At 40.7% G+C, this 20,376-nt stretch carries 22 protein-coding genes; all 22 read right to left on the bottom strand.

The annotated features are described in order from the left end of the window. Window positions 1–11 precede the first annotated feature (11 nt). Window positions 12–2,465 (bottom strand): ribonuclease R, encoded by a 2,454-nt coding sequence (rnr, locus tag NYE32_RS03020; RefSeq protein ID WP_110980869.1) that lies wholly within the window; start codon window positions 2,463–2,465, stop codon window positions 12–14. A 62-nt stretch (window positions 2,466–2,527) separates the two neighbouring features. Continuing rightward, window positions 2,528–2,764 carry a preprotein translocase subunit SecG gene (gene secG / locus NYE32_RS03015; RefSeq protein ID WP_002886135.1) on the bottom strand — a complete coding sequence of 79 codons (237 nt, stop codon included), beginning with the start codon at window positions 2,762–2,764 and terminating at the stop codon, window positions 2,528–2,530. Window positions 2,765–2,809: 45 nt separating this feature from the next. Then, entirely contained in the window at window positions 2,810–2,956 is a 147-nt protein-coding gene (rpmG, locus tag NYE32_RS03010; RefSeq protein WP_002890443.1) for a 50S ribosomal protein L33, read from the bottom strand. Further along, a complete protein-coding gene (locus tag NYE32_RS03005; protein WP_156685472.1) occupies window positions 2,946–4,169 on the bottom strand; it encodes a multidrug efflux MFS transporter in 1,224 nt (407 codons plus the stop codon). The genes rpmG and NYE32_RS03005 overlap by 11 nt, the downstream gene beginning before the upstream one ends. A gap of 50 nt (window positions 4,170–4,219) precedes the next feature. Next, window positions 4,220–4,813: a dephospho-CoA kinase gene (gene coaE, locus NYE32_RS03000; protein WP_064520750.1), complete on the bottom strand. Its 594-nt coding sequence runs from the start codon at window positions 4,811–4,813 to the stop codon at window positions 4,220–4,222. Further along, window positions 4,810–5,631, bottom strand: coding sequence for a DNA-formamidopyrimidine glycosylase (mutM, locus tag NYE32_RS02995; protein ID WP_156685471.1), 822 nt, complete (start codon window positions 5,629–5,631; stop codon window positions 4,810–4,812). Before mutM ends, coaE begins: the two co-directional genes overlap by 4 nt. Before the next feature lie 44 nt (window positions 5,632–5,675). Further along, window positions 5,676–6,575 (bottom strand): GTPase Era, encoded by a 900-nt coding sequence (gene era / locus NYE32_RS02990; protein ID WP_013990908.1) that lies wholly within the window; start codon window positions 6,573–6,575, stop codon window positions 5,676–5,678. A 22-nt stretch (window positions 6,576–6,597) separates the two neighbouring features. After that, window positions 6,598–7,002 carry a diacylglycerol kinase family protein gene (locus NYE32_RS02985; RefSeq protein ID WP_002890438.1) on the bottom strand — a complete coding sequence of 135 codons (405 nt, stop codon included), beginning with the start codon at window positions 7,000–7,002 and terminating at the stop codon, window positions 6,598–6,600. Then, entirely contained in the window at window positions 6,983–7,480 is a 498-nt protein-coding gene (gene ybeY, locus NYE32_RS02980; RefSeq protein ID WP_002890437.1) for an rRNA maturation RNase YbeY, read from the bottom strand. Before ybeY ends, NYE32_RS02985 begins: the two co-directional genes overlap by 20 nt. A 216-nt stretch (window positions 7,481–7,696) precedes the next feature. After that, complete coding sequence (locus NYE32_RS02975; protein ID WP_073950820.1) at window positions 7,697–8,536, bottom strand: PRD domain-containing protein; 840 nt, start codon at window positions 8,534–8,536, stop codon at window positions 7,697–7,699. A gap of 101 nt (window positions 8,537–8,637) precedes the next feature. After that, a complete protein-coding gene (gene recR, locus NYE32_RS02970) occupies window positions 8,638–9,234 on the bottom strand; it encodes a recombination mediator RecR (RefSeq protein ID WP_002889030.1) in 597 nt (198 codons plus the stop codon). 140 nt (window positions 9,235–9,374) lie between these two features. Continuing rightward, on the bottom strand, window positions 9,375–11,489 hold the full coding sequence (gene pbp2b / locus NYE32_RS02965) for a penicillin-binding protein PBP2B (protein ID WP_073950818.1): 2,115 nt from the start codon (window positions 11,487–11,489) through the stop codon (window positions 9,375–9,377). 121 nt (window positions 11,490–11,610) lie between these two features. Next, window positions 11,611–12,447, bottom strand: a complete 837-nt coding sequence (locus NYE32_RS02960) for an NAD(P)H-hydrate dehydratase (RefSeq protein ID WP_080611475.1) — start codon at window positions 12,445–12,447, stop codon at window positions 11,611–11,613. A 3-nt stretch (window positions 12,448–12,450) separates the two neighbouring features. After that, entirely contained in the window at window positions 12,451–13,305 is an 855-nt protein-coding gene (locus NYE32_RS02955) for a bifunctional methylenetetrahydrofolate dehydrogenase/methenyltetrahydrofolate cyclohydrolase (RefSeq protein WP_022496003.1), read from the bottom strand. A 147-nt stretch (window positions 13,306–13,452) separates the two neighbouring features. Next, window positions 13,453–14,229: an alpha/beta hydrolase gene (locus tag NYE32_RS02950; protein WP_156685470.1), complete on the bottom strand. Its 777-nt coding sequence runs from the start codon at window positions 14,227–14,229 to the stop codon at window positions 13,453–13,455. A gap of 149 nt (window positions 14,230–14,378) precedes the next feature. Next, window positions 14,379–14,519, bottom strand: a complete 141-nt coding sequence (locus NYE32_RS02945; protein WP_002890392.1) for a FeoB-associated Cys-rich membrane protein — start codon at window positions 14,517–14,519, stop codon at window positions 14,379–14,381. Window positions 14,520–14,536: 17 nt separating this feature from the next. After that, complete coding sequence (gene feoB / locus NYE32_RS02940) at window positions 14,537–16,675, bottom strand: ferrous iron transport protein B (protein WP_156685469.1); 2,139 nt, start codon at window positions 16,673–16,675, stop codon at window positions 14,537–14,539. Further along, the gene (locus NYE32_RS02935) at window positions 16,672–17,148 is read right to left on the bottom strand and encodes a ferrous iron transport protein A (protein ID WP_073688455.1); all 477 of its coding nucleotides are present in this window, start codon (window positions 17,146–17,148) and stop codon (window positions 16,672–16,674) included. The genes feoB and NYE32_RS02935 overlap by 4 nt, the downstream gene beginning before the upstream one ends. Before the next feature lie 171 nt (window positions 17,149–17,319). Then, window positions 17,320–18,054 (bottom strand): amino acid ABC transporter ATP-binding protein, encoded by a 735-nt coding sequence (locus tag NYE32_RS02930; RefSeq protein ID WP_073688456.1) that lies wholly within the window; start codon window positions 18,052–18,054, stop codon window positions 17,320–17,322. Continuing rightward, a complete protein-coding gene (locus NYE32_RS02925; protein ID WP_002890385.1) occupies window positions 18,054–18,734 on the bottom strand; it encodes an amino acid ABC transporter permease in 681 nt (226 codons plus the stop codon). The genes NYE32_RS02930 and NYE32_RS02925 overlap by 1 nt, the downstream gene beginning before the upstream one ends. 314 nt (window positions 18,735–19,048) lie before the next feature. Continuing rightward, window positions 19,049–19,279 (bottom strand): DUF1797 family protein, encoded by a 231-nt coding sequence (locus NYE32_RS02920; RefSeq protein WP_002885970.1) that lies wholly within the window; start codon window positions 19,277–19,279, stop codon window positions 19,049–19,051. Between the two features lie 68 nt (window positions 19,280–19,347). Beyond that, on the bottom strand, window positions 19,348–20,328 hold the full coding sequence (argF, locus tag NYE32_RS02915; protein ID WP_110980878.1) for an ornithine carbamoyltransferase: 981 nt from the start codon (window positions 20,326–20,328) through the stop codon (window positions 19,348–19,350). Window positions 20,329–20,376 lie beyond the last annotated feature (48 nt).

Genomic DNA, 20,376 nt, shown 5'->3' with positions numbered 1-20,376 from the left:
CCATTCTCATCCTATTTTCGTTTTTTAGCAACGTCCTTGTAAAAAGGTTTGTTCCCTTTTTTCTTACGACGACCACTCTCACGTCCCTTGTTATCATTATGAGGACGGTTTTGATTTTTACGTTTGTCTGGTTTCTTAGATGACTTACGTTTTTCGTCATAAGAGCCTTTACGACCATTACCATCTTGACGGTTACGGTTATCCCCACGTTTACCACGATGTTCGAAGTCTCCATTTTGACGGTCACGACGTGGACCTCTATTGCGGAAGGTTTTCGCCTTCTCTTCACGTTCCTGACGTGCCTTGTGGTCTACTTTTTCAGTGATGTCATACTCACTTGGAAGGTATTGGAAGTCAATGTCTCCTGTTTCCTTATCCGCACGTGTTAATTTAACACGGATAGGCTGACCAACTCGGAAAGTCTTACCAGTTTTTTCACCCTGAAGTGTCATGGTACGTTCATTGTAATTGTAAAATTCTGGAAGGGTGGTGATGTGAACCAAACCTTCGATGGTGTTTGGCAATTCCACAAACATACCGAATTTAACCACACTTCCAACAATACCGTCGAATTCTTGACCAACAAACTCTTCCATGTATTCCGCTTTTTTCATAGCTTCAACGACACGTTCGGCATCAATGGCACGACGTTCAAGAGTTGAAGATGATGTCGCTAACTCAGGAATAACCTCTTCAAAATGTTCACGTGTTTCTTGAGACATATTGTTAGTGTACTCACGAATCATTCGGTGAACCAAGAGGTCTGGGTAACGACGGATTGGACTAGTAAAGTGGGTATAATACTGAGCCGCAAGTCCATAGTGTCCGTGGTTGTGTTCTGAATAGCGGGCTTGTTGCATTGAACGAAGCAGCATCATGTTCATGACCTCTGCTCCAGGTTTTCCCTGAACTTTGGCCATAAACTCTTGCAAGTCTAGCTGATCCATCTTATTGGCAGTTCCTTTGATTTGAACACCAAAAATAGAGGCATAATCCATGAAGCGTTGCAATTTCTCAGCTTTTGGCTCTTCGTGGATACGGTAGATAAATGGCAACTTAGCCTTAGCGAAATGCTCTGCCACACATTCATTGGCAGCCAACATGAAGGATTCAATCATTCGCTCGGCTGTTCCACGTTCACGCACCACGATATCCACTGGCATCCCCTTCTCATTTACCAAGATACGAGCTTCAGATGTATCAAAGTTAAGGGCACCACGACGCTCACGCATGTCTTCTAAAATCTTATGCAGTTCTGCCATGGCTGATACAGACTCCATGATTGGCTTAAACTGCTCAATCTTTTCTGGATTTCCAGCCAACATCTCATTGACATCACTGTAGGTCATACGGAAGGTTGTATTAATCACAGATTGGCAAATCTTATGATTAACCACCTTACCTTTTGGAGTAATCTCCATAATGGCTGACTGAGTCAAGCGATCAACATTGGGATTTAGTGAACAAATACCATTTGAAAGACGCTCAGGCAACATTGGCACCACACGGTCTGTCACATAAACCGAAGTCCCACGTGCTACGGCCTCACGGTTAAGAGCTGAACCTTCAGTGACATAGTAGGACACATCGGCAATATGAACACCAAGCTCAAAATTACCATTTGGCAAACGTTTAATATGGACCGCATCATCCAAGTCCTTCGCATCAGCTCCATCAATAGTAAAGGTTACCTCTTGACGAAGGTCAACACGACCAAGGAGGTCTTCCTGACTAGGTGCATCTGGTACAGCTTCTGCTTCCGCCATGACATCCTCTGGGAACTCTGAAACAATATCCATTGATTCTAAGACTTCCAAGACATCAATACCAGCATCCCCTTGATGACCAATAATGTCACGAACACTTCCTACGAAATAATCATAGTGACGGTTAGGGTATTTTTCAATATCAACCTTGATAATTTCAGTACCGTCTAGGGCAACTGGTTCTTTCTTAATATAAATTGGCTGCTGAATTTTTTGATTTTTAGACTTAATGTAACCAGCATAAGGTTCTTTCTCGTCGCTAAGGATAAATTTCCCTACAACAGTCTTAAGCGAACGTTCTACAATTTCAACAACCCGTGCTTCTGCTGCCGTCCCACGCAAACGATCCGCTGGCTTCTTGATAACAACAGCAACAGTATCACCGTCAATAGCATGGCCAACATCATTACGACCAATGAACATATCATCTTCACTGTCATCGACATGCAAGAAACCAAAACCGTTCTTATTGGCACGGAAAACACCTTCAACAGTCACCTGATTTGGATTTTCTTTCTTAGGACGCAAGGAAACAGAGCCATCTCGATTAAAACGCAACTGCCCCTTACTTTCCATGGCTGATATGGCCTTGATGAGCTGAGGAAACTTTTCTCCCCCAGCATGATTAAGAGCCTGGGCAATGTCGTTTACACTGGATTTCCCATGCTCCTTCAAATAATTTATAATAGATTCTTTCATGATTTCCTTTTCTTTTATTTATTGACTATAACGCAAAAAATGAGCCAACCTCAGTCAGCTCATTACTTACTTGAGAGAATGGAAAGGACGATTGCATCTACAATCCATAGAAAAACCATGATTCCTGTAAAGCGTTGCATAAAGGCTTCAAAACCACGTGGTTTACTACGTTCAAATAGTGCTTCTGACCCACCACCATCAAAGACATTGCTACTTGGATTCTTTTGTGGCTGCATGAATACCGCAATCACAATAATAGCTGACATCACCAAGAGCAGCGTTAATAATAAGTCGTACATAGTTATTCCTCCGAAAAAGTCCTTTTTATTCTACCATAGAACCCTTTAAGATTCAACATGTAAGGTTACTTTTCTATCCTTGGGGCAGAATTTGGGTACCTGAATTTTCTCAGGATGATTTTGTTTATTTTTACTTGTGAGATAGTTGATGCTCCCACATTCACTACACTTTAAATTAATTTTAACTCTCACCTATATTCTTGACTCCTAGCAATTTTCTAAAGATGATTAAGGACCAGACAAAATTTCCAAAGACAATCATTGCGGTCACAAAGAAGACCCAGCGATAACCTAGTCCAGTCGCAACTGCTGAACCAACAAAAGGACCTAAAACTTGTCCAATGTATGAAAAGCTTTGATTAAAGCTAAATATTCTTGAGATTCCTTCCTTGGGTGTCATCTTGGTCAATAAAGAATTGACACTAGGCATAAGGGCACCCACACCGAAGCCATAGGCAAAACGTAAGATACCCAATTGCAAGGCTGAACCGGCAAAACCACAGAGGAAATACAAGAGGAAGCTATAAAATAGTCCTATTAAAAGCAAGCGATGATTCCCAATACGGTCTCCTAATTTTCCCAGAAAAGGGGTACTCAAGAGACTAGAGAAGCCCATAGCAGAAACAATTAAACCTGAGTAAAACAGGATATTGTCCCTCTGACCTAAATAACGAATATAAAGTGCCAACATAGGCGCAATCGATTGGGCAGAAATCTGGATAATCATACTGGTCACAAAAAGGCCAATTAAGATAGATTTGCTGGGAATTTTCGCAAAAACCTGAGAAAGGGTCATCATCTCTCCCTTTTCGATAGGTTGAAAATCCTCTCGCAAACCAAAGACAGTTAAGAGGCAACAGATAAATAGAATGAGGCCCACCAAAAAAAAGGTCCCTCTCATACCAAACGCCTCAGACAGGGTACCACCTAACAAAGGGCCAATCAGAACACCTGCCGTTAGGCCCGTAGATAAGGTCCCCAGGGCATAGCCAGAACGGTTCTGAGGAACCTGACTAGCAATTAAAGCTGTGGCATTTGGAACATACCCCGCAAACAAACCATTCAGCGTTCTTAAGAAAAGCAGCCAGAAAACATTTGGGACTAAGGCAAGACCTCCCATTGTAAAAGTCATCACCATGCTGGCTCTAATCATCATGGGCTTTCGGCCATAACGGTCAGCTAAGCGTCCCCAAACAGGAGAAACCAGAGCTGAGGCTAAAGCAGAGACGGCAACAGACAAACCAGTATACCATTCAACCATGTCTCCTTTAACACCTAGTTCCTCAATGTAGAGGGCCATGAAAGGCATAACAATGGAGAAACTAGCTCCAGTAAAAAAGGTTCCTATCCATGCAATTTTAAGGTTACGTTGCCAATCAGTACTTTTAAGCTCTTCTTGGCGCAAATAATCATCTTCTTTCTAAAATTCACTATCCATTATATCACAATGACTAGCTATGAGGAGCTAGGTAAATCATTTATTGCGCTCTTCACTTTCTCCTTCAAATCATCGAGACTAGCATTATTATCAAGAACCAAGCTGGCATAAGGCTTTTTCTCTTCTAAAGACATTTGGCTATCAATACGCATCTTAGCTTCCTCAAAACTTAAGTGATTACGTTTCATCAAGCGTTGGCGCTGGACCTCAGGTAACACTGCCACCAACCAAATCTGGTCAAACCAGTCCTGATACCCATTCTCAATAAGTAAGGGAATATCCATGAAAAAAACATCTTCTTTCTTAGCCAAACAATCCCTTTGAGTTGCTAGTTCCTCTCGAATAATTGTCCCTTGAATCTCAGCAGACCGATGTCTCATCTCCTCATTCGAAAAAATCAGTTGCCCTAGTTTAGGACGATTCAATTCTCCATTAGGAAGGAGAATCCCCTCTCCCAACCAATCAAGCAAGGCACGATACAAACGGCCTCCTTTGGCCTGCATATCGTGGACAAGCTGATCAGCATCAATGACCTTGTAACCTGCCTCTTTAATCATTTCAACAACCGTTGATTTTCCTGAAGCAATACCACCTGTTAACCCAATAATCATCGTTTCTGACAATGAGGACACAAATGTGTCCCTCTCCCTCCTAACTTGATTTTCTCAATTGTGCTTGCGCAGCGTGGACAAGGCTGTCCCGTTTTTCCGTAAACCTGCAAATAGTTCTGCATGGTTCCGTCCTCACCAAGGGCATTACGATAGGTCCTTATGGTTGAGCCGCCTTTTTCAATGCCAAGCTGTAAAATGGCAATCGTTTGATCATGGACCCGCTTCATGGCTGCCTTGCTGAGTTCCTTTGCTGGCGTTTCAGGATGAACCTTGGCCGCCCAAAGCACCTCATCAACATAGATATTTCCTAGACCAGCCACCAATTTTTGCTCCAAGAGGAGACTTTTAATGGGCTTTGCAGAACTCATCAAGGCTCTCTCAAATAGAGCGTATTTAAAGGCCTTCTTAGTAGGCTCAGGACCAAGCTTTTTCCTTGTAAAATAAGCCTCCTCTTGACTTTTAGCCAATAAATCAAAGGTCCCAAACTTGCGGATATCTTGATAGACGAGGGTGGAGCCATCATCTAACTTAAAAAATAAGTGAAAATGCTTGTTGCTAGGAACTTGATCTGTAAACAGCAGGTATTTTCCCTCCATACGCAAGTGGGAAATCATAATCAACTGTCCAAAGTCAAAAATCAAGTACTTGCCTCTTCGTCGCAGGGCTTGAATGGCTTGACCAGGTAAATCAGTCAAAAAACTATCGTAGGAGGTCTTAATCATTTTTGGAACCTTGACCTCAAGCGACAAAATAGTCCGACCTACTACTAACCTTTCTAAACCTCGTCTAACAGTTTCTACCTCAGGTAACTCAGGCATCTGCTCCTCCTTCTAGCAAGAAAGCCGAGCAAGTGCCCAGCTTTTTAATATTCTTTTTCATTGTAACCAAAATCGGCCAAATCAAGTTTTTTATCACGCCAATTTTTCTTAACCTTAACCCAGGTTTCAAGGAAGACCTTGTCCCCAAGCATGACTTCAATATCTTTACGAGCAAGGGTACCAATTTTCTTGAGCATGGAACCTTGTTTACCAATAACAATACCTTTTTGGCTGTCACGCTCAACCATGATTGTCGCACGAATATGAATCTTATCCGTGTCTTCATCACGCTTCATCTCATCAATGACAACCGCAACAGAGTGTGGAATTTCTTCACGTGTCAACTGAAGGACTTTTTCACGAATCATCTCTGATACCAAGAAACGCTCAGGGTGATCGGTGATTTGGTCCGCTGGGAAATATTGGAACCCTTCCTCAAGGTTATCACTCAAGACATCCACAAGGTGGGAAACATTGTTCCCTTGGAGGGCAGATATCGGAATAATCTCCTTGAAATCCATTTGTGTACGGAAATCGTCAATCTGCTCTAGGAGCTGATCTGGATGGACCTTGTCAATCTTATTGATTACCAAGATAACTGGAACTTTAGCTTGTTTGAGGCGTTCGATAATCATATTATCACCCTTACCACGAGGCTCATCCGCTGGTACCATAAAGAGGACTGTATCAACCTCACGAAGGGTTGAATAAGCAGATTCCACCATAAAATCCCCAAGAGCCGTCTTAGGCTTGTGAATCCCTGGGGTATCGATAAAGACAATCTGTTCCTTATCGGTTGTGTAAATTCCCATAATTTTATTGCGGGTTGTTTGAGCCTTATCACTCATGATAGCAATCTTTTGCCCCATAACATGGTTCAAAAAGGTTGATTTTCCTACATTAGGACGGCCGAGAATAGCCACAAATCCTGATTTAAATGTCATATAACTTCTTTCCTTTTTCGTTTTAATTGAAAATTAAGTGCCAAATTTTAGGTATGAAAACAATCATCCCCGTAATGACTGCATAACAAGAAACCACTAAAACAGCTCCAGCGGCCATATCCTTGGCATTTTTTGCTAGCATTGAAAAGTGATAATTACTAGCTAAATCGACAACATTTTCAATGGCAGAATTAACAATCTCTAGGGCAATTACGAGAAAAACTGCCATCAAAAGAAAGAGCCATTCTGTCGCAGACACACGGAAAATCAAGCCAGCCAATACCACCAAGATAGCTGAAACCAAGTGCTTGCGCATATTGCGTTCTTCTTTAAAAGCCGTTATTATTCCTGTCAGAGCAAACTCAAAACTAGCTGTAAATTCTCTATTTTTCCACTTTTTTTGTGGATTATTGTCGCGTAAGTCCATAAGCAGTCAAAATTTCTTCCTGTAATCCAAACATTTCCGCTTCTTCTTCTGGAGTGTAATGGTCATAGCCATTGATATGGAGAAAACCGTGAACAGCCAAGAAACCCATCTCACGTTCAAAACTATGTCCATAATCCTCAGCTTGTTCATGAGCCTTATCAACGGAAATAAAGAGTTCACCGATATAACTATCAAACTCTCCCATCATTTCAGCTAATTCAGGATTTTCAGCCAACTCTTCCTCATCAAAGCTAATATCTAATTCAGGCTTATACTCCAAACTAATGACATCCGTTGGACGGTCTGTATCACGATATTCCAAGTTTAGTTCGTGGCTGCGTTCGTTGGTTACAAATGTAACAGCCATTTCCTTGTCTTCCTTGCCAAGTTTTTGTGCTGCAAAATCTAGCAACTCCAAGGTTTGTTCTTTTAATTTCTCAGAGACTTGTCCAGTCTCGTCAATCATTTCAATATACATAAGATTCTTTAGGAACGGCTATGCTCACTTCAAGCACAGAACCGCTCGCTTCCTTTCACTAACTCATTAGCTTTTTATAGAAATACTCAAATACATAGAATCCTAACTTTGAGTATTTTTAGTTTAATATTAATCACCTCATTATACCATAAGGACACAGAAAAAGCAGACATAAGCCTAATTGTCTGCTTTTTGTATGGCCTCTCCGTGAATCGCTTACTTATCCAAACTATCCTTAAGACGTTGAATATGAATGGTTAAATAGACCTGTTCGTCCAAACTCAATTCAAAAGTATAACCTGTCTTAATATAGTTAGCAATCTTTTGGGTACAGATAAAGGATTCTGGATAATTTACCCTAACCTGCTCGTAAAGAAAAGCATCATTTTTACCACCACTAACCCCACTCACAATCCGTTGCGCTAGATAGCGAAGATGTGTAATAAATCGGTTATAAGAGAAACTATCCTCCTCCAAATCACAACCAAAATGAAGACGGACAATGTCACTAATTCCAACCACAATTTGAGTCATCTGTCGGTCTTTTTCATGGAGACCCGCATCCTTTTGTGCATTGACAAAATGTAAAGCGACAGAGGCAGCCTCATCATCTGCCAATTTAACTTCTAAATCCTTGGCAATCAAACGAAGAGCTTGTTTTCCAATCTCATACTCCCGAGGGTAAAATTTTCGAACCTCCCAAGCCAAGGGATTCTGCAGAGGAATACCTTCTCCACTTCTTTCAATGGCGTAATGTAGGTGGTCAGCTAGGGCGATGAAAAAAGAGGGGTCAAACTTGGTTTGTAAGACAGCTTCAGCAAAAGTAAGGATATTCAAAAAGACCTGCATTTCACCTTCAGGCAAATTGACATAAACACGAGACCATTCATCTACTGCCTCTGTATTTTCCAAAACAAAAGTCTTTTCAATCTTTTCCTTATCAACAAAGTCTCCGACCTTCTTTTGAAAGCCCAGTCCCTTGCCCATGACAATGTATTCCACATTATTATCCAAAGCCTGAACAACATTGTTGTTTAAAATCTTTTCAATCTGCATCATGATCCCTCGTCATTAAAGCGTTTACTTTATTTTACCAAATTTTTAATGAGAAACCTACTTACTGCAAACGAAAAGCGCTGGACTTACCAACACTTTTCCTAAAGTTCTGTTCGATTTTCGATAGCTCTTAGCAAGGTCACTTCATCAGCATACTCGATGTCAGAACCAACAGCCAAACCACGCGCTAAACGAGTCACCTTGATTCCCGCAGGTTTGAGGACACGTGAAATATACATAGATGTTGCCTCACCATCTGCTGTTGCATTAGTAGCAATGATAACTTCGTCAACCTCGCTATCCATAAGACGAGTAATCAAACTTTTTAAGTTAATATCATCTGGTCCAACACCATTCATAGGGGAAATAAGCCCTTGAAGCACATGGTAGAGACCACGGTATTCCTGAATCTTTTCCATAGCTGAAACATCTTTGGAGTCTTCAACAACCAAAATCTTAGTACGGTCTCTCGTTTCATCTGTACAAATATTACAGGGGTCATCATCTGTCAAACGACCACAGACCGAACAATAAGTCAATTCACGTTTGGCTGCCAAGAGGTTTTTTGCGAAATCATTGACATCTTCATCAGACATGCTAATGGTATAAAAAGCTAGGCGTGTCGCTGTTTTAGCCCCAATTCCAGGGAGTTTTGAAAAACTATCAATCAGCTTCGCAATTGGAGTAGGATAAAGCATGAAGGTCTCCTGTTCTTTATATGATTTTATTCATCTCTTATCTTTTGTCACTGTCATGGATATGTCTTTACCCAAGAACAAATACTCAAACACTATATCACAGAAAAATCCCTCGTGCAAGGCACAAGAGATTTTCATATTTAGTGAGTATTTTGATAAAGTTCCATGATAGCTTTGACCGCATTTTGATGAGCCTTACTCTTCCAGTCTAAAGCATGTGGATACATAATCCCAACTGCCAACTTAGTACCATCTTTGGCAGTCGCATAGGCCACGGCATTAAGGTTAACCGTTGTTACAGAGTTACCGGAAGCATCCGTTGCATAAGTTTCGGCTGTCCCTGTTTTACCACTAATTGGAATGATAGAACTTGCCATAGCTTTACCAGTCGCAAGGCTAGAACCGGAATTAACGACATCATTAAATCCTTGTTGGATAATCCCCATCTGCTCAGAATCAAGAGGTAAGGTATTTAATACACGTGTATCTACCGTTGAAGCTAGAGTTCCTAAGCTACCATTAGTACCAGCATCATAGATACCTCCCACAATATGAGGTGCTACACGTTTACCACCATTTGCAATTGAAGCAACATACTGAGCCAATTGAATAGTTGTATAAGAGTCGTACTGACCAAAAGCTTCTGTCAAGACGTTGGCTACATTGTAATTCTTAGAAATATAACCTTCTGATTCTCCAGGCAAATCAAGTCCTGTAGATACCCCCATACCAAAATCAGCGTAGGTATCACGAAGTGTCGTCATGGCCTTATCCATATTGTCAGTCGACAAGGCCATGCCTGGAACATATTGTTGGCCAAGTAGTTTGATTGCAATCTGCACCATATAGGTATTTGATGAATATTCTAGAGCCTGTGTCGCGGTAATAGGACGGCTACCTTGATCTGTAAACCAAGACGTAATCGAGGCTGAACCAGCAATGTTGATTGGTTGGTCAGTCAAGACCTGATTTCCATAGATGGCACCTGAACGCCAACCAGCAGTTAGGGTTGCTCCCTTAACAACAGATCCTGGAATAAAGACATCAGTGATTGTTCCTAAGGCATTTGCTTTAAAATCTTGTGCTCCTTGTTCATGTTTTTGCCCCGCCATGGCAAGTACAGCACCAGTGTCAGCATTCATAACAACGGCATACATTCCTTCAGAATAGGTAGCTTTGTTCTCTGAAATCTCTGAAGAAAGCTGTTGACCTAAGATATCTTCAACTCCCTTTTGGAAATCAAGGTCGATGGTCAACTGCAGATTGTTACCCTTACTTCCCTTTTGAGTGATTTTATCACTAGCAACTTCGCCTTCCTTGTCTACTGTAATCTCACGAACAGTATGTTTCCCTTGTAGTTTCTCCTCGTATTCTTTTTCTAGATAAGAAGTTCCTACACGGTCATTAAGGGCATAACCTTTTTTGAGGTATTCCTTGGCATCTTCTTGTGGCAAACCTGCTTCTGAACTTGAGACTTTCCCGATGAGAGGAGACAAGGCTGAATCAACCGTATGACGCTCCCAATCCTTAGCAACCGTAATACCATTAAGTTCCTTCTGTTTAGCTGCTACAATCGCAATTTGTTCAGGCGTCAAGTCTCCTGTTTTCAATGTGACTGTTGAGAAATTAGAAACAGCATTCATCTGTGAGTAAATGTAGACAATCTTAAGCTCATCCTCAGTGTAATCCACTGCTTCATCAGGAACGGCATCAACAGCATTGTTGTAAATAGTAGCTTCAGCTAATTTATTACCAAACTTATCTGTTTTCTTGTCCTTTGGAAGATCATTAACCACACGTTTGTAGGTGGCAGAATCCGCTAGATAGAAATCGCGTTTCTGGCGTGCTGTTACCTTCGTCTCCGTTAGTGTTACCATGGTCGCTAACTTTTCAGCGACCTTCTTCATAGTATCTGATGACACCAAATTGCTACGTGTAAAGGTAATAACGTCCTTACTCTGGTTGGTTGTAAGAGCAACCCCTTTAGCATCAAAAATTTGCCCACGCTCGCTTGCAATTCTAACCGTATACTTGGAGTTATCCTCTAATTTCTTAGTATAAAACGATTTGTTATAAACCTGCATATAGGTCAAACGTGCAAAAAGCAACAAAAAAAGGACAAAGACTACACCAAAAAGCAAGTAAACACGACGTGAAATGTTTACTGGCTTTCTAGGTTTATTCGCTCGTTTTTCTTTTTGTTTTTGGCGCCGTTTTTCCCATTTTTGACTGAGTTTTTTCGAAAATGATGTCACTTTTTTTCCTCTATGTTCTCATAAAAATTCTCTTTTATTTTATCACAAATAAGCTTTAGCAAACTTAAAAAAATGTCGAAATCTAAAAAAACTTGCCTCAATACAAGACACGTTTTTTAGATTATAATGACAACTTTTTCATCCAGCTAGGAATGGCTTTACTGATAAGAGTCGGCAAAACCACATAGGCATTTTTAGCCAGATCATCAGCGATAGCTGAGTGAAGCCAGGTAGCTACTGTAACAGCCTTATAGCGATCAATTGAAGCGAACTGGGCCAGAAAACCAGTAATCATACCAGCTAAGGTATCTCCCATTCCTCCTGTGGCTTGATAAGGCCCACCAACTTCTAAATGAGCTACTTTTTCACCCTGATAGACAGCCGTCTTATGACTCTTGGCAACCAGGATTGTCCCAGCTCGGAACTCTCCCAAGGCTTTTTGAGTGTTGGAAACTGTCTGCTCTGGAATCCTTAAACCAGATAAGCGTTCCCATTCTTTTTGATGTGGGGTGAGAGTAAGATGACAATCTGGTAGGTTCTTCTTATTTTTCTTAGCCAAAAGATTGAGAGCTGAACCATCAACAACCAAATTTTGATCTGCCCTAATATTTGCCAGAACCAAGCCCATAGCCTGACTAGCTGCACCATCTTCACCTAGGCCAGAACCGATTAATACCACATCAGCTGCCCTAAGATTCTCAAGAAATCTTTCAGTCTCTCTAAGGTCAAAAGCCATGGCTTCAGGGAGATGAGCATGAAGGGCTGTGATATTTTCACGATCCGTAGCCACTGTGACCAAGCCTGCCCCACTATTGACACAAGCTATGGCAGCCATAATGATGGCACCACCATAAGGATAAAGCCCACCAACTAAAAGCACTCGACCGTAAGAACCCTTGTGAGACTCTCTCAAGCGAGGTGTTATCACTTGCCTAGCTAAATCGTCATCAACTTTCATAAACTATCCTTTCGCACTACGAAGAGCAGCTTGATAGGTCTGTTCCATCAACATAGTAATAGTCATAGGGCCTACACCACCTGGAACAGGCGTGATCATGCCAACCTTATCTTTCACTTGATCAAAATCAACGTCACCACAAAGTTTGCCTTCTTCATCACGGTTGATTCCTACATCAATGACAACAGCACCCTCTTTGACATATTCTTCCGTTACAAATTTTGCACGTCCAATAGCTACAATCAAGACATCTGCCTTGCTACAAACCTTAGCCAAATGCGGTGTTCGTGAGTGGGTCAAGGTAACTGTAGCATTCTTTTCTAGAAGAAGCTGAGCCATAGGTTTACCAACAATATTACTACGTCCGATAATAACTGCTGTCTTACCTTCCAATTCAACATTGTACTCACGAAGGATTTCCATAATCCCAGCCGGTGTACAAGGCACCATTTGACGGCGACCATTCCAGAGATTACCAGTATTCATAGGATGAAAACCATCAACATCTTTTTTAGGATCAATAGCCAAAAGAATACGCATTTCATTAATATGATTAGGCAGTGGCAATTGAACCAAGATACCATGGAAAAGCGGATCCTGATTATAGCGCTCAATAACTTCAATCAACTCTTCCTCACTAATACTCTCAGAAAGATTGACCGTCTGACTATGGAAGCCAGCCTTTTTAGCAGCACGTTCCTTATTACGCACATAAACCTGACTGGCAGGGTTATCACCGACCATGATTACCACGAGTCCTGGCACAATCCATTCCTTTTCTTTTAGACGTGCTACCTTATCATGCAATTGATCCTGCATTTTAGCAGCTAGGGCCTTACCATCCATTATTATCGCCATGGGTGTTCTCCAATACATACTTTTTTTCAATTATACCATAGTGAGGACTCTTTGTGACTAAATTTTCTAAAATTTCAAAAAGACGTCTCAAATGAAAGCTAAAAAAGCTGGAATTGCCTTCCAACTTCTTTTGATTATGTTTCGTGACTAATCCACAAAACCATTTTGCTGACTCCAACCCTTAATAACCTTCAAGGTCTTCTGCTGGTATTTGCCACTTTCATACATGTGATCTGCACCTGTTAAGGAAACGAGAACAGAATCACGGTAGTTCTTAGCTGTTCTTCTAGCAATATTAGGATGAGTCATCTTATCCTTGGTTCCTGAAATGACGAGAACAGGACATAAAATGTTACTAAAGTCCACATAAGCTGCCTTTGTCTTATCAAACCAATGAAGAGCCATCTGAGTATAAACTTTTCCTGATTCAGGAACCAGACCAGCAAAAACTTCCTCTTTCAAAGCTTCCTCTTGTTCATTCATGCAATACTTGAAAAACTCCTTTTTATAAGGGGGCATGGCTTTTTTCCAAAAACCCCAGCGTAAAAAGTGTTTGCCAAAACAAGCTAACATGGTTGGATAAAAGGCATGAATATCTGCTGTCGGAGCAGGTCCCATGAGAATCATACCAGCAACTTCTGTCTTTTCAGCAACCATTTGAGCCACCAGACAGCCTAAAGAGTGCCCCAAAATGAGTGGTGGTTGGTCTAGACTTTCAATCAAAGCCACTAAATCATCTCGATAGTCCTGCAAGGTAACAGTCCCAACTTTAGCTAGGCACTCTTGATAAGGTAGGTCATGGTAACGAAAGCTAGGTGTATGCACCTTGTATCCCATTTGACGTAGACCTGTCGCAAATTCTCCCCAAACATTGCCATCGCACCAGGTCCCATGAATTAGGACAATCTCCCTGTTCAAAACCATTCCTTATACATCTCCCTTTTTTGTTAAAAAATTAGATTATTTATCTATCCTATAGTATCATACTTCCAACCTACATACCTTTATACATTTCTTACAATCGTAAGAAAATGGTCTCTTATTCATTTAAGAGACCATTTTTCTATATATTATTAGCGATTAGCCTTATGCATTTCTTCCTTAACCGGACAAGAACACTCACAATCGCCACAAGAACCTTTTCCTTTGATATAGTGACGGATGCCAAGACCTGCCAAAGCAAAAATAATGAAGGCAATGATAAACGTTGACATAACAATTCCTCCTAAACCTAAATATGGGCTTCTTGAAGATTATCCAAGCTAATGATTTGATCCTTAATCTGACGTGGTTTACGAACCACAAAATAAATCATGGTCACTAACAGCAAGAAAGCAACAAAAGTCCAAATTGTCATTGACTTGCCGTATACGACAACTTGGCCAAACTGATAAAGAATTAAACTCACACAATAAGCTAGGCCTGTTTGAAAACCGATAGCACCAATTGTCCATTTAAGATTGGCCATTTCACGCTTAATAGCTCCAATAGCCGCAAAACATGGAGCACAAAGTAAATTAAAGACTAAGAAGGAATATGCTGCTAGGGAAGAATAATCTCCTCGTAAAGCCGCAGCTAAACCAGCTTCACTGCTATTATGATAGAGAATACCAAAGGTGGCAACAACAGTCTCCTTGGCAGCTAAGCCTGTAAGAGCCGCAACTGTTGCCTTCCAATTTCCAAATCCAAGTGGATCAAAAATCCAAGACAAACTCCTACCGAGAGTCGCCAAAATACTGGCTTCCGTATCTACCGTATGTAGCGTAAAGTTGTAGTTAGACATAAACCAGATAAGAACTGTCAAACTGAAAATGATGGTTCCCGCACGTTTGACAAAACTCATAGCCTTACCAAAGGCATAGCGCAAAACTGACATGGCTTTAGGCCAATGGTAAGCAGGCAATTCCATTATAAACGGACTGGTTAGGCCACCCAAAAAACTCGTCTTTTTGAGGGCAATACCTGATAAGATAATGGCAGCCATCCCAATAAAATAAGTACTTGGTGCTACTAATGAGTTACTAGGGAAGAAAGCTCCAGCAATCAAGGCAATTACTTCCAACTTGGCCGAACAAGGCATGAAGGTTGCCGTCATAATGGTAATGCGACGGTCCCTTTCATTTTCAATAGTTCGACTAGACATAACCGCTGGAACCCCGCAACCTGTCGAAATCAACATGGGAATAAAGGATTTTCCAGAAAGCCCAAAACGTCGGAAAATACGGTCCATAACAAAGGCAATACGACTCATATATCCAATGTCCTCAAGCACACCCAAACAGATAAAGAGCACAAAAATTTGAGGAAGGAATCCTAGTACTGTCCCAATCCCAGCGACGATACCATCAACAATCAAAGACTTAAGCCAGTCCTGAACTTGAAGAAAGTCAAGACCAGAAGTTACCAAATCTGGAACATACTTACCAAAAAGCACATCGTTAGCCCAATCTGTCCACATGGTTCCAACAGTTTGGATAGATAAGAAATAAACCAAATACATAACTGCTGCGAAAATTGGTAAAGCCAAAATACGGTTGGTAACAACCCTATCAATCTTATCTGACAAGGTCAGGGCAAAATCTTCCGTATGACTTTGAGCCATCTGACAAACACGTTCAATAAAGGCATAACGCTCATTAATGACAATTGACTCCGCATCTTCTGTGAAAATTTCCTCAGTGATACGAATGATATCTTTGATTTCTTTTCGTTGGAATGGGGACAAGTCTAGCTCAGCCTCAACTAAAGCATCGTGTTCAAAGAGTTTAATGGCATAAAAACGCGCAGACCTTTGTGGCACCGAATTACCCAAGACTTCCAAAATTTGTGAGATGGCAGCTTCTAACTTATCGTCATAAATTGGAAAGGCAATGTCACCGACTGTAGAAGTCGTTGTATGAGCTGCCTTCCTCACTACCTGATCCACACCAGTTTGTTTGAGAGCACTAGTAGCTACTACTGGGACGCCTAGATGATAAGATAATTTATCAACATTAATCTGTTTTCCCTGAGCCTCCAAAACATCACTCATGTTAAGTGCTAAAGTGACTGGTATACCTGTCTCAATCAACTGCGTCGTCAGATAAAGGTTACGCTCCAAATTAGTCGCGTCAACCACATTTAGAATGCTGTCAGCTCTTTGGCTCAACAAATAGTCACGCGCTACCTTTTCTTCAGGGCTATAGGGCGACATTGAGTAAATCCCTGGTAAATCCTGGATTTCTAAATCCTTATTTTTTTTTACCAGACCACTTTTTCGTTCTACAGTTACACCCGGCCAGTTACCAACACGCTGATTGGTCCCTGTTATCAGGTTGAATAAACTGGTTTTACCACTATTAGGATTACCTATTAATGCAATTTCTGTCACTTTTCCTCTCCCTCGTCCAGCATGACCACACTAATCATTTGCGCTTCCGACTTGCGTAAGGTTAATTCATACCCTCTCAAGCTAATTTCTAGAGGATCTCCCAAAGGGGCTACCTTACGCAACAACACTCGAGTACGCTTTGTAATTCCCATATCCATAAGACGCCGTTTGGTCTCATTTGCTGAAAAAATATCAGTAACGATAGCCGAACGTCCAACTGGTAATTCAGAAAGAGGTATCTTTTCCTGATTTTCCTCCGCAGGTGCCAAATCAATCTTATCTAGAATCGAAGCATCAAAGGCTAAGCGACTCCCTTTAACAATAATAATAGCACTGTTCTTGGTCTTAGTTACCACCTCAATCATTTCACCGGCAGCCAACCCTAGGTTAGATAAGTGCAAAAGACTATCCTTAGGGAGGTTAATGCCAAGAATCCGGTAAGGCGTTTTTAAGGCCGCATCATATATGAGCATTTTTCTTGACCTACTTTATTATTTTTGATACGGCATCATTATAGCATATTTATCCATCTTTTCCGCAAAATTATCCTAAACAAGAATGATTCTAGAAAAGCAGTACACAAAAAGAAAAGGCCGGAAAAGTTCCAGCCTTCACAAACAATGTATACATACTTAATGAATATCTTACAAAACCTTACTCAAGAAATCCTTGGTACGTTCTTCCTTAGTATTGTCGAAAATCTCTTGTGGGGTGCCTTCTTCGACAATAACACCGCCATCCATAAAGATAACACGATCAGCCACCTCATACGCAAAGCCCATTTCGTGGGTAACGATTGCCATTGTCATCCCTGATTTAGCAAGGTCCTGCATAACGGCAAGAACTTCACCAACCATTTCTGGGTCAAGGGCTGATGTTGGTTCGTCAAACAAGAGAACATCTGGATCCATAGCCAAACCACGTGCGATTGCAATACGTTGTTGCTGACCACCAGATAGACTTGTTGGGTAGGCATCTGCCTTATCTTTCAAGCCAACCTTTTCTAAAAGTTCCATAGCTTTCGCGTCTGCATCAGCTTTTGAAACACCCTTGGTTTTAATCGGTGACAAGGTGATATTTCCCTTAACTGTCATGTTAGGGAAGAGGTTAAATTGTTGGAAAACCATTCCCATTTTTTCACGCATTTTGAAAATGTCGTTATTCTTATCTGTAATATCCACACCTTCAAAAGAAATAACGCCTTTTGTAGGTTTCTCAAGCAAGTTCATTGAGCGTAGGAAGGTTGATTTTCCTGATCCTGAAGGACCAATGATAACCACTACTTCACCCTTTTTAATATCTAGATCAATCCCTTTGAGAACTTCATTCTTACCAAAATACTTGTGAAGATTTTTAATCTCAATAATTGTTTCTGCCATTATTTACGTCCCTCCCCAAGTCGTTGTTCCATTTGTTTCAAGAGTGCCGTCATAGCTGTTGTCACAATCAAATAATAGAAGGCTGCGAACAAGAGCGGCGTCAAAGTCAAGTAGGTCGTTGTTGCAACAGTTTGTGCACCATTCCACAATTCCATAACCCCGATGGTTTGCAAGAGCGAACTATCCTTGATAATAGTGACAAACTCGTTACCTAAGGCAGGCAAGATATTTTTAATAGCTTGAGGCAAGACCACATAACGCATGGTATTCCATGGACGGATACCGAGTGAGTAGGCTGCTTCAATCTGGCCTTTAGGAATAGACTCGATACCTGCACGTACGCTCTCAGAAATATAAGCACCACTGTTCAAAGAAAGGACGATAATACCCGGAACAATACGTGACAAATCAAGGTTTAAAATCCCAAACTGCACAGTTGGAAGGTTCATGTGGATGAGGTTAAAAGCAATCATAATCTGCACAACCATAGGAGTCCCACGGAAAACCCAAACATAAAGGCTTACTAGCCACTCCAAAGGTTTGATTCCAGAACGCTTGGCCAAGGATACCAAAACCCCAAGAATGGTTCCGAAGAAGACCACGCAGACCGAAATCATAATTGTTACTAAGACACCATAGTTAAAGTAAGACCAAAACTGTGGTAGAAATGAAAAATTCATCTAGATACTCCTTACTAATATTCTTCAATATTATATCAGAAGACTGTATAAAAATAAAGTATTTTCTTATAAATGCGATATTTCAGTATAAAAACTAAGTTATAGACATCGCTATCAAATCTCTCAAGCAAGACACCTCAAGTCCTCCTAAGATGACATCTTCCCAAAAGGTTTGTCAATGATTTGAAATACTGCCTATTTTGGTAACCCATACAAGCATTAGCCTATGCTTTCATCCTGATAAAAATGCCTGAAACTCGATAGTTTCAGGCATTCTGAATTTTTGGAACCTTGTAAAGTCCCCAAATGATTTATTAGTAAAGCAAATCGTAGATTTCCATTGCAATCAAGTCGATGCTATCAAATGAATAAGATTCACGTGCTTCAACGTCACGCAATGTGAAAACTGGACCATTTTCAGGATCGTTGCTAAATGATACTTCGGCAACAACCACTCCTTCACGTTCAAAATTACGTTTCAAATTACCACCATCAGCCGCCATCATTTCAAGACGGTTAATGATTCTCACCAAATGTGATTCCATGTTATTTCTCCTATTAATTGTGTATTTCCTACTTATTTTATCACACTTATGGGAAAAATGGGGGAATTTTAAATATTTTTCAAGGAATTGTACATAATGGCCTTAATAGAATGCATACGATTCTCAGCTTCTTGGAAGATGATGTCACTGTATTTTTGGAAGACTTGATCTGTAATTTCTAACTCTGCCAAACCATATTTATCATAGATTTCTTTCCCAATTTGGGTATTGAGATCATGAAAGGCTGGGAGACAATGCATAACGATAACATCTGGATTTTCTGTCTTGGCTAGTAGGTCTGCATTAATTTGATAAGGCAAGAGTAAATCAATACGAGATTTAAAATCTACCTCTTCACCCATAGATACCCAGACATCCGTATAAAGCATATCCACTCCCTTGACCTCTGAAATATCATCTGTAATGGTTAAGTCGGCACCATTATTATGTTTCTGAGCTAAGGCTACAATCTCATCTTCGGGTTGCAGCACCTCTGGGGCAATAATCTTGACATTAACGCCTAAAATAGCCGAAGTGACCAAAAGTGAGTTGGCCATATTATTTCTACCATCTCCAATATAGGCGATGGTCAAGTCTTCCAAACTACCGAAGTGTTCCTTCAAAGTCATGAAATCCGCAATCATTTGAGTTGGATGCCAGGTATCCGTCAAACCATTCCAGACCGGAACTCCTGAGTACTTGGCCAAATCTTCAACATCTTCTTGTTTAAAACCACGGTACTCGATTCCATCAAACATAGAACCAAGCACCTTGGCTGTATCAACTACAGATTCCTTTTTACCTAACTGAATGTCTCCAGCACCAAGGTAGGTCACATTCATACCTAGGTCCTGACCAGCCACTGTAAAAGCTGAGCGAGTTCTTGTGGATGTTTTTTCAAAAATCAAGGCAATATTTAAGCCATCTAAATATTTATGCGGAATTCTCTCCTTCTTTAACTGTTTAAATTTTATAGATAAATCGATCAACTCCTCAAGTTCCTGCTTGGTAAAGTCGATTTCTTTCAAAAATGATTTAGCTTGTGTCATAGGTATCTCTCTTTCGTTCTGAATAATATAAAAACATTATATAATATT

This window comes from Streptococcus sp. FSL R7-0248, assembly GCF_037967965.1.
Lineage (GTDB): Bacteria > Bacillota > Bacilli > Lactobacillales > Streptococcaceae > Streptococcus.
This window is presented reverse-complemented; position numbering and strand designations above follow the sequence as displayed.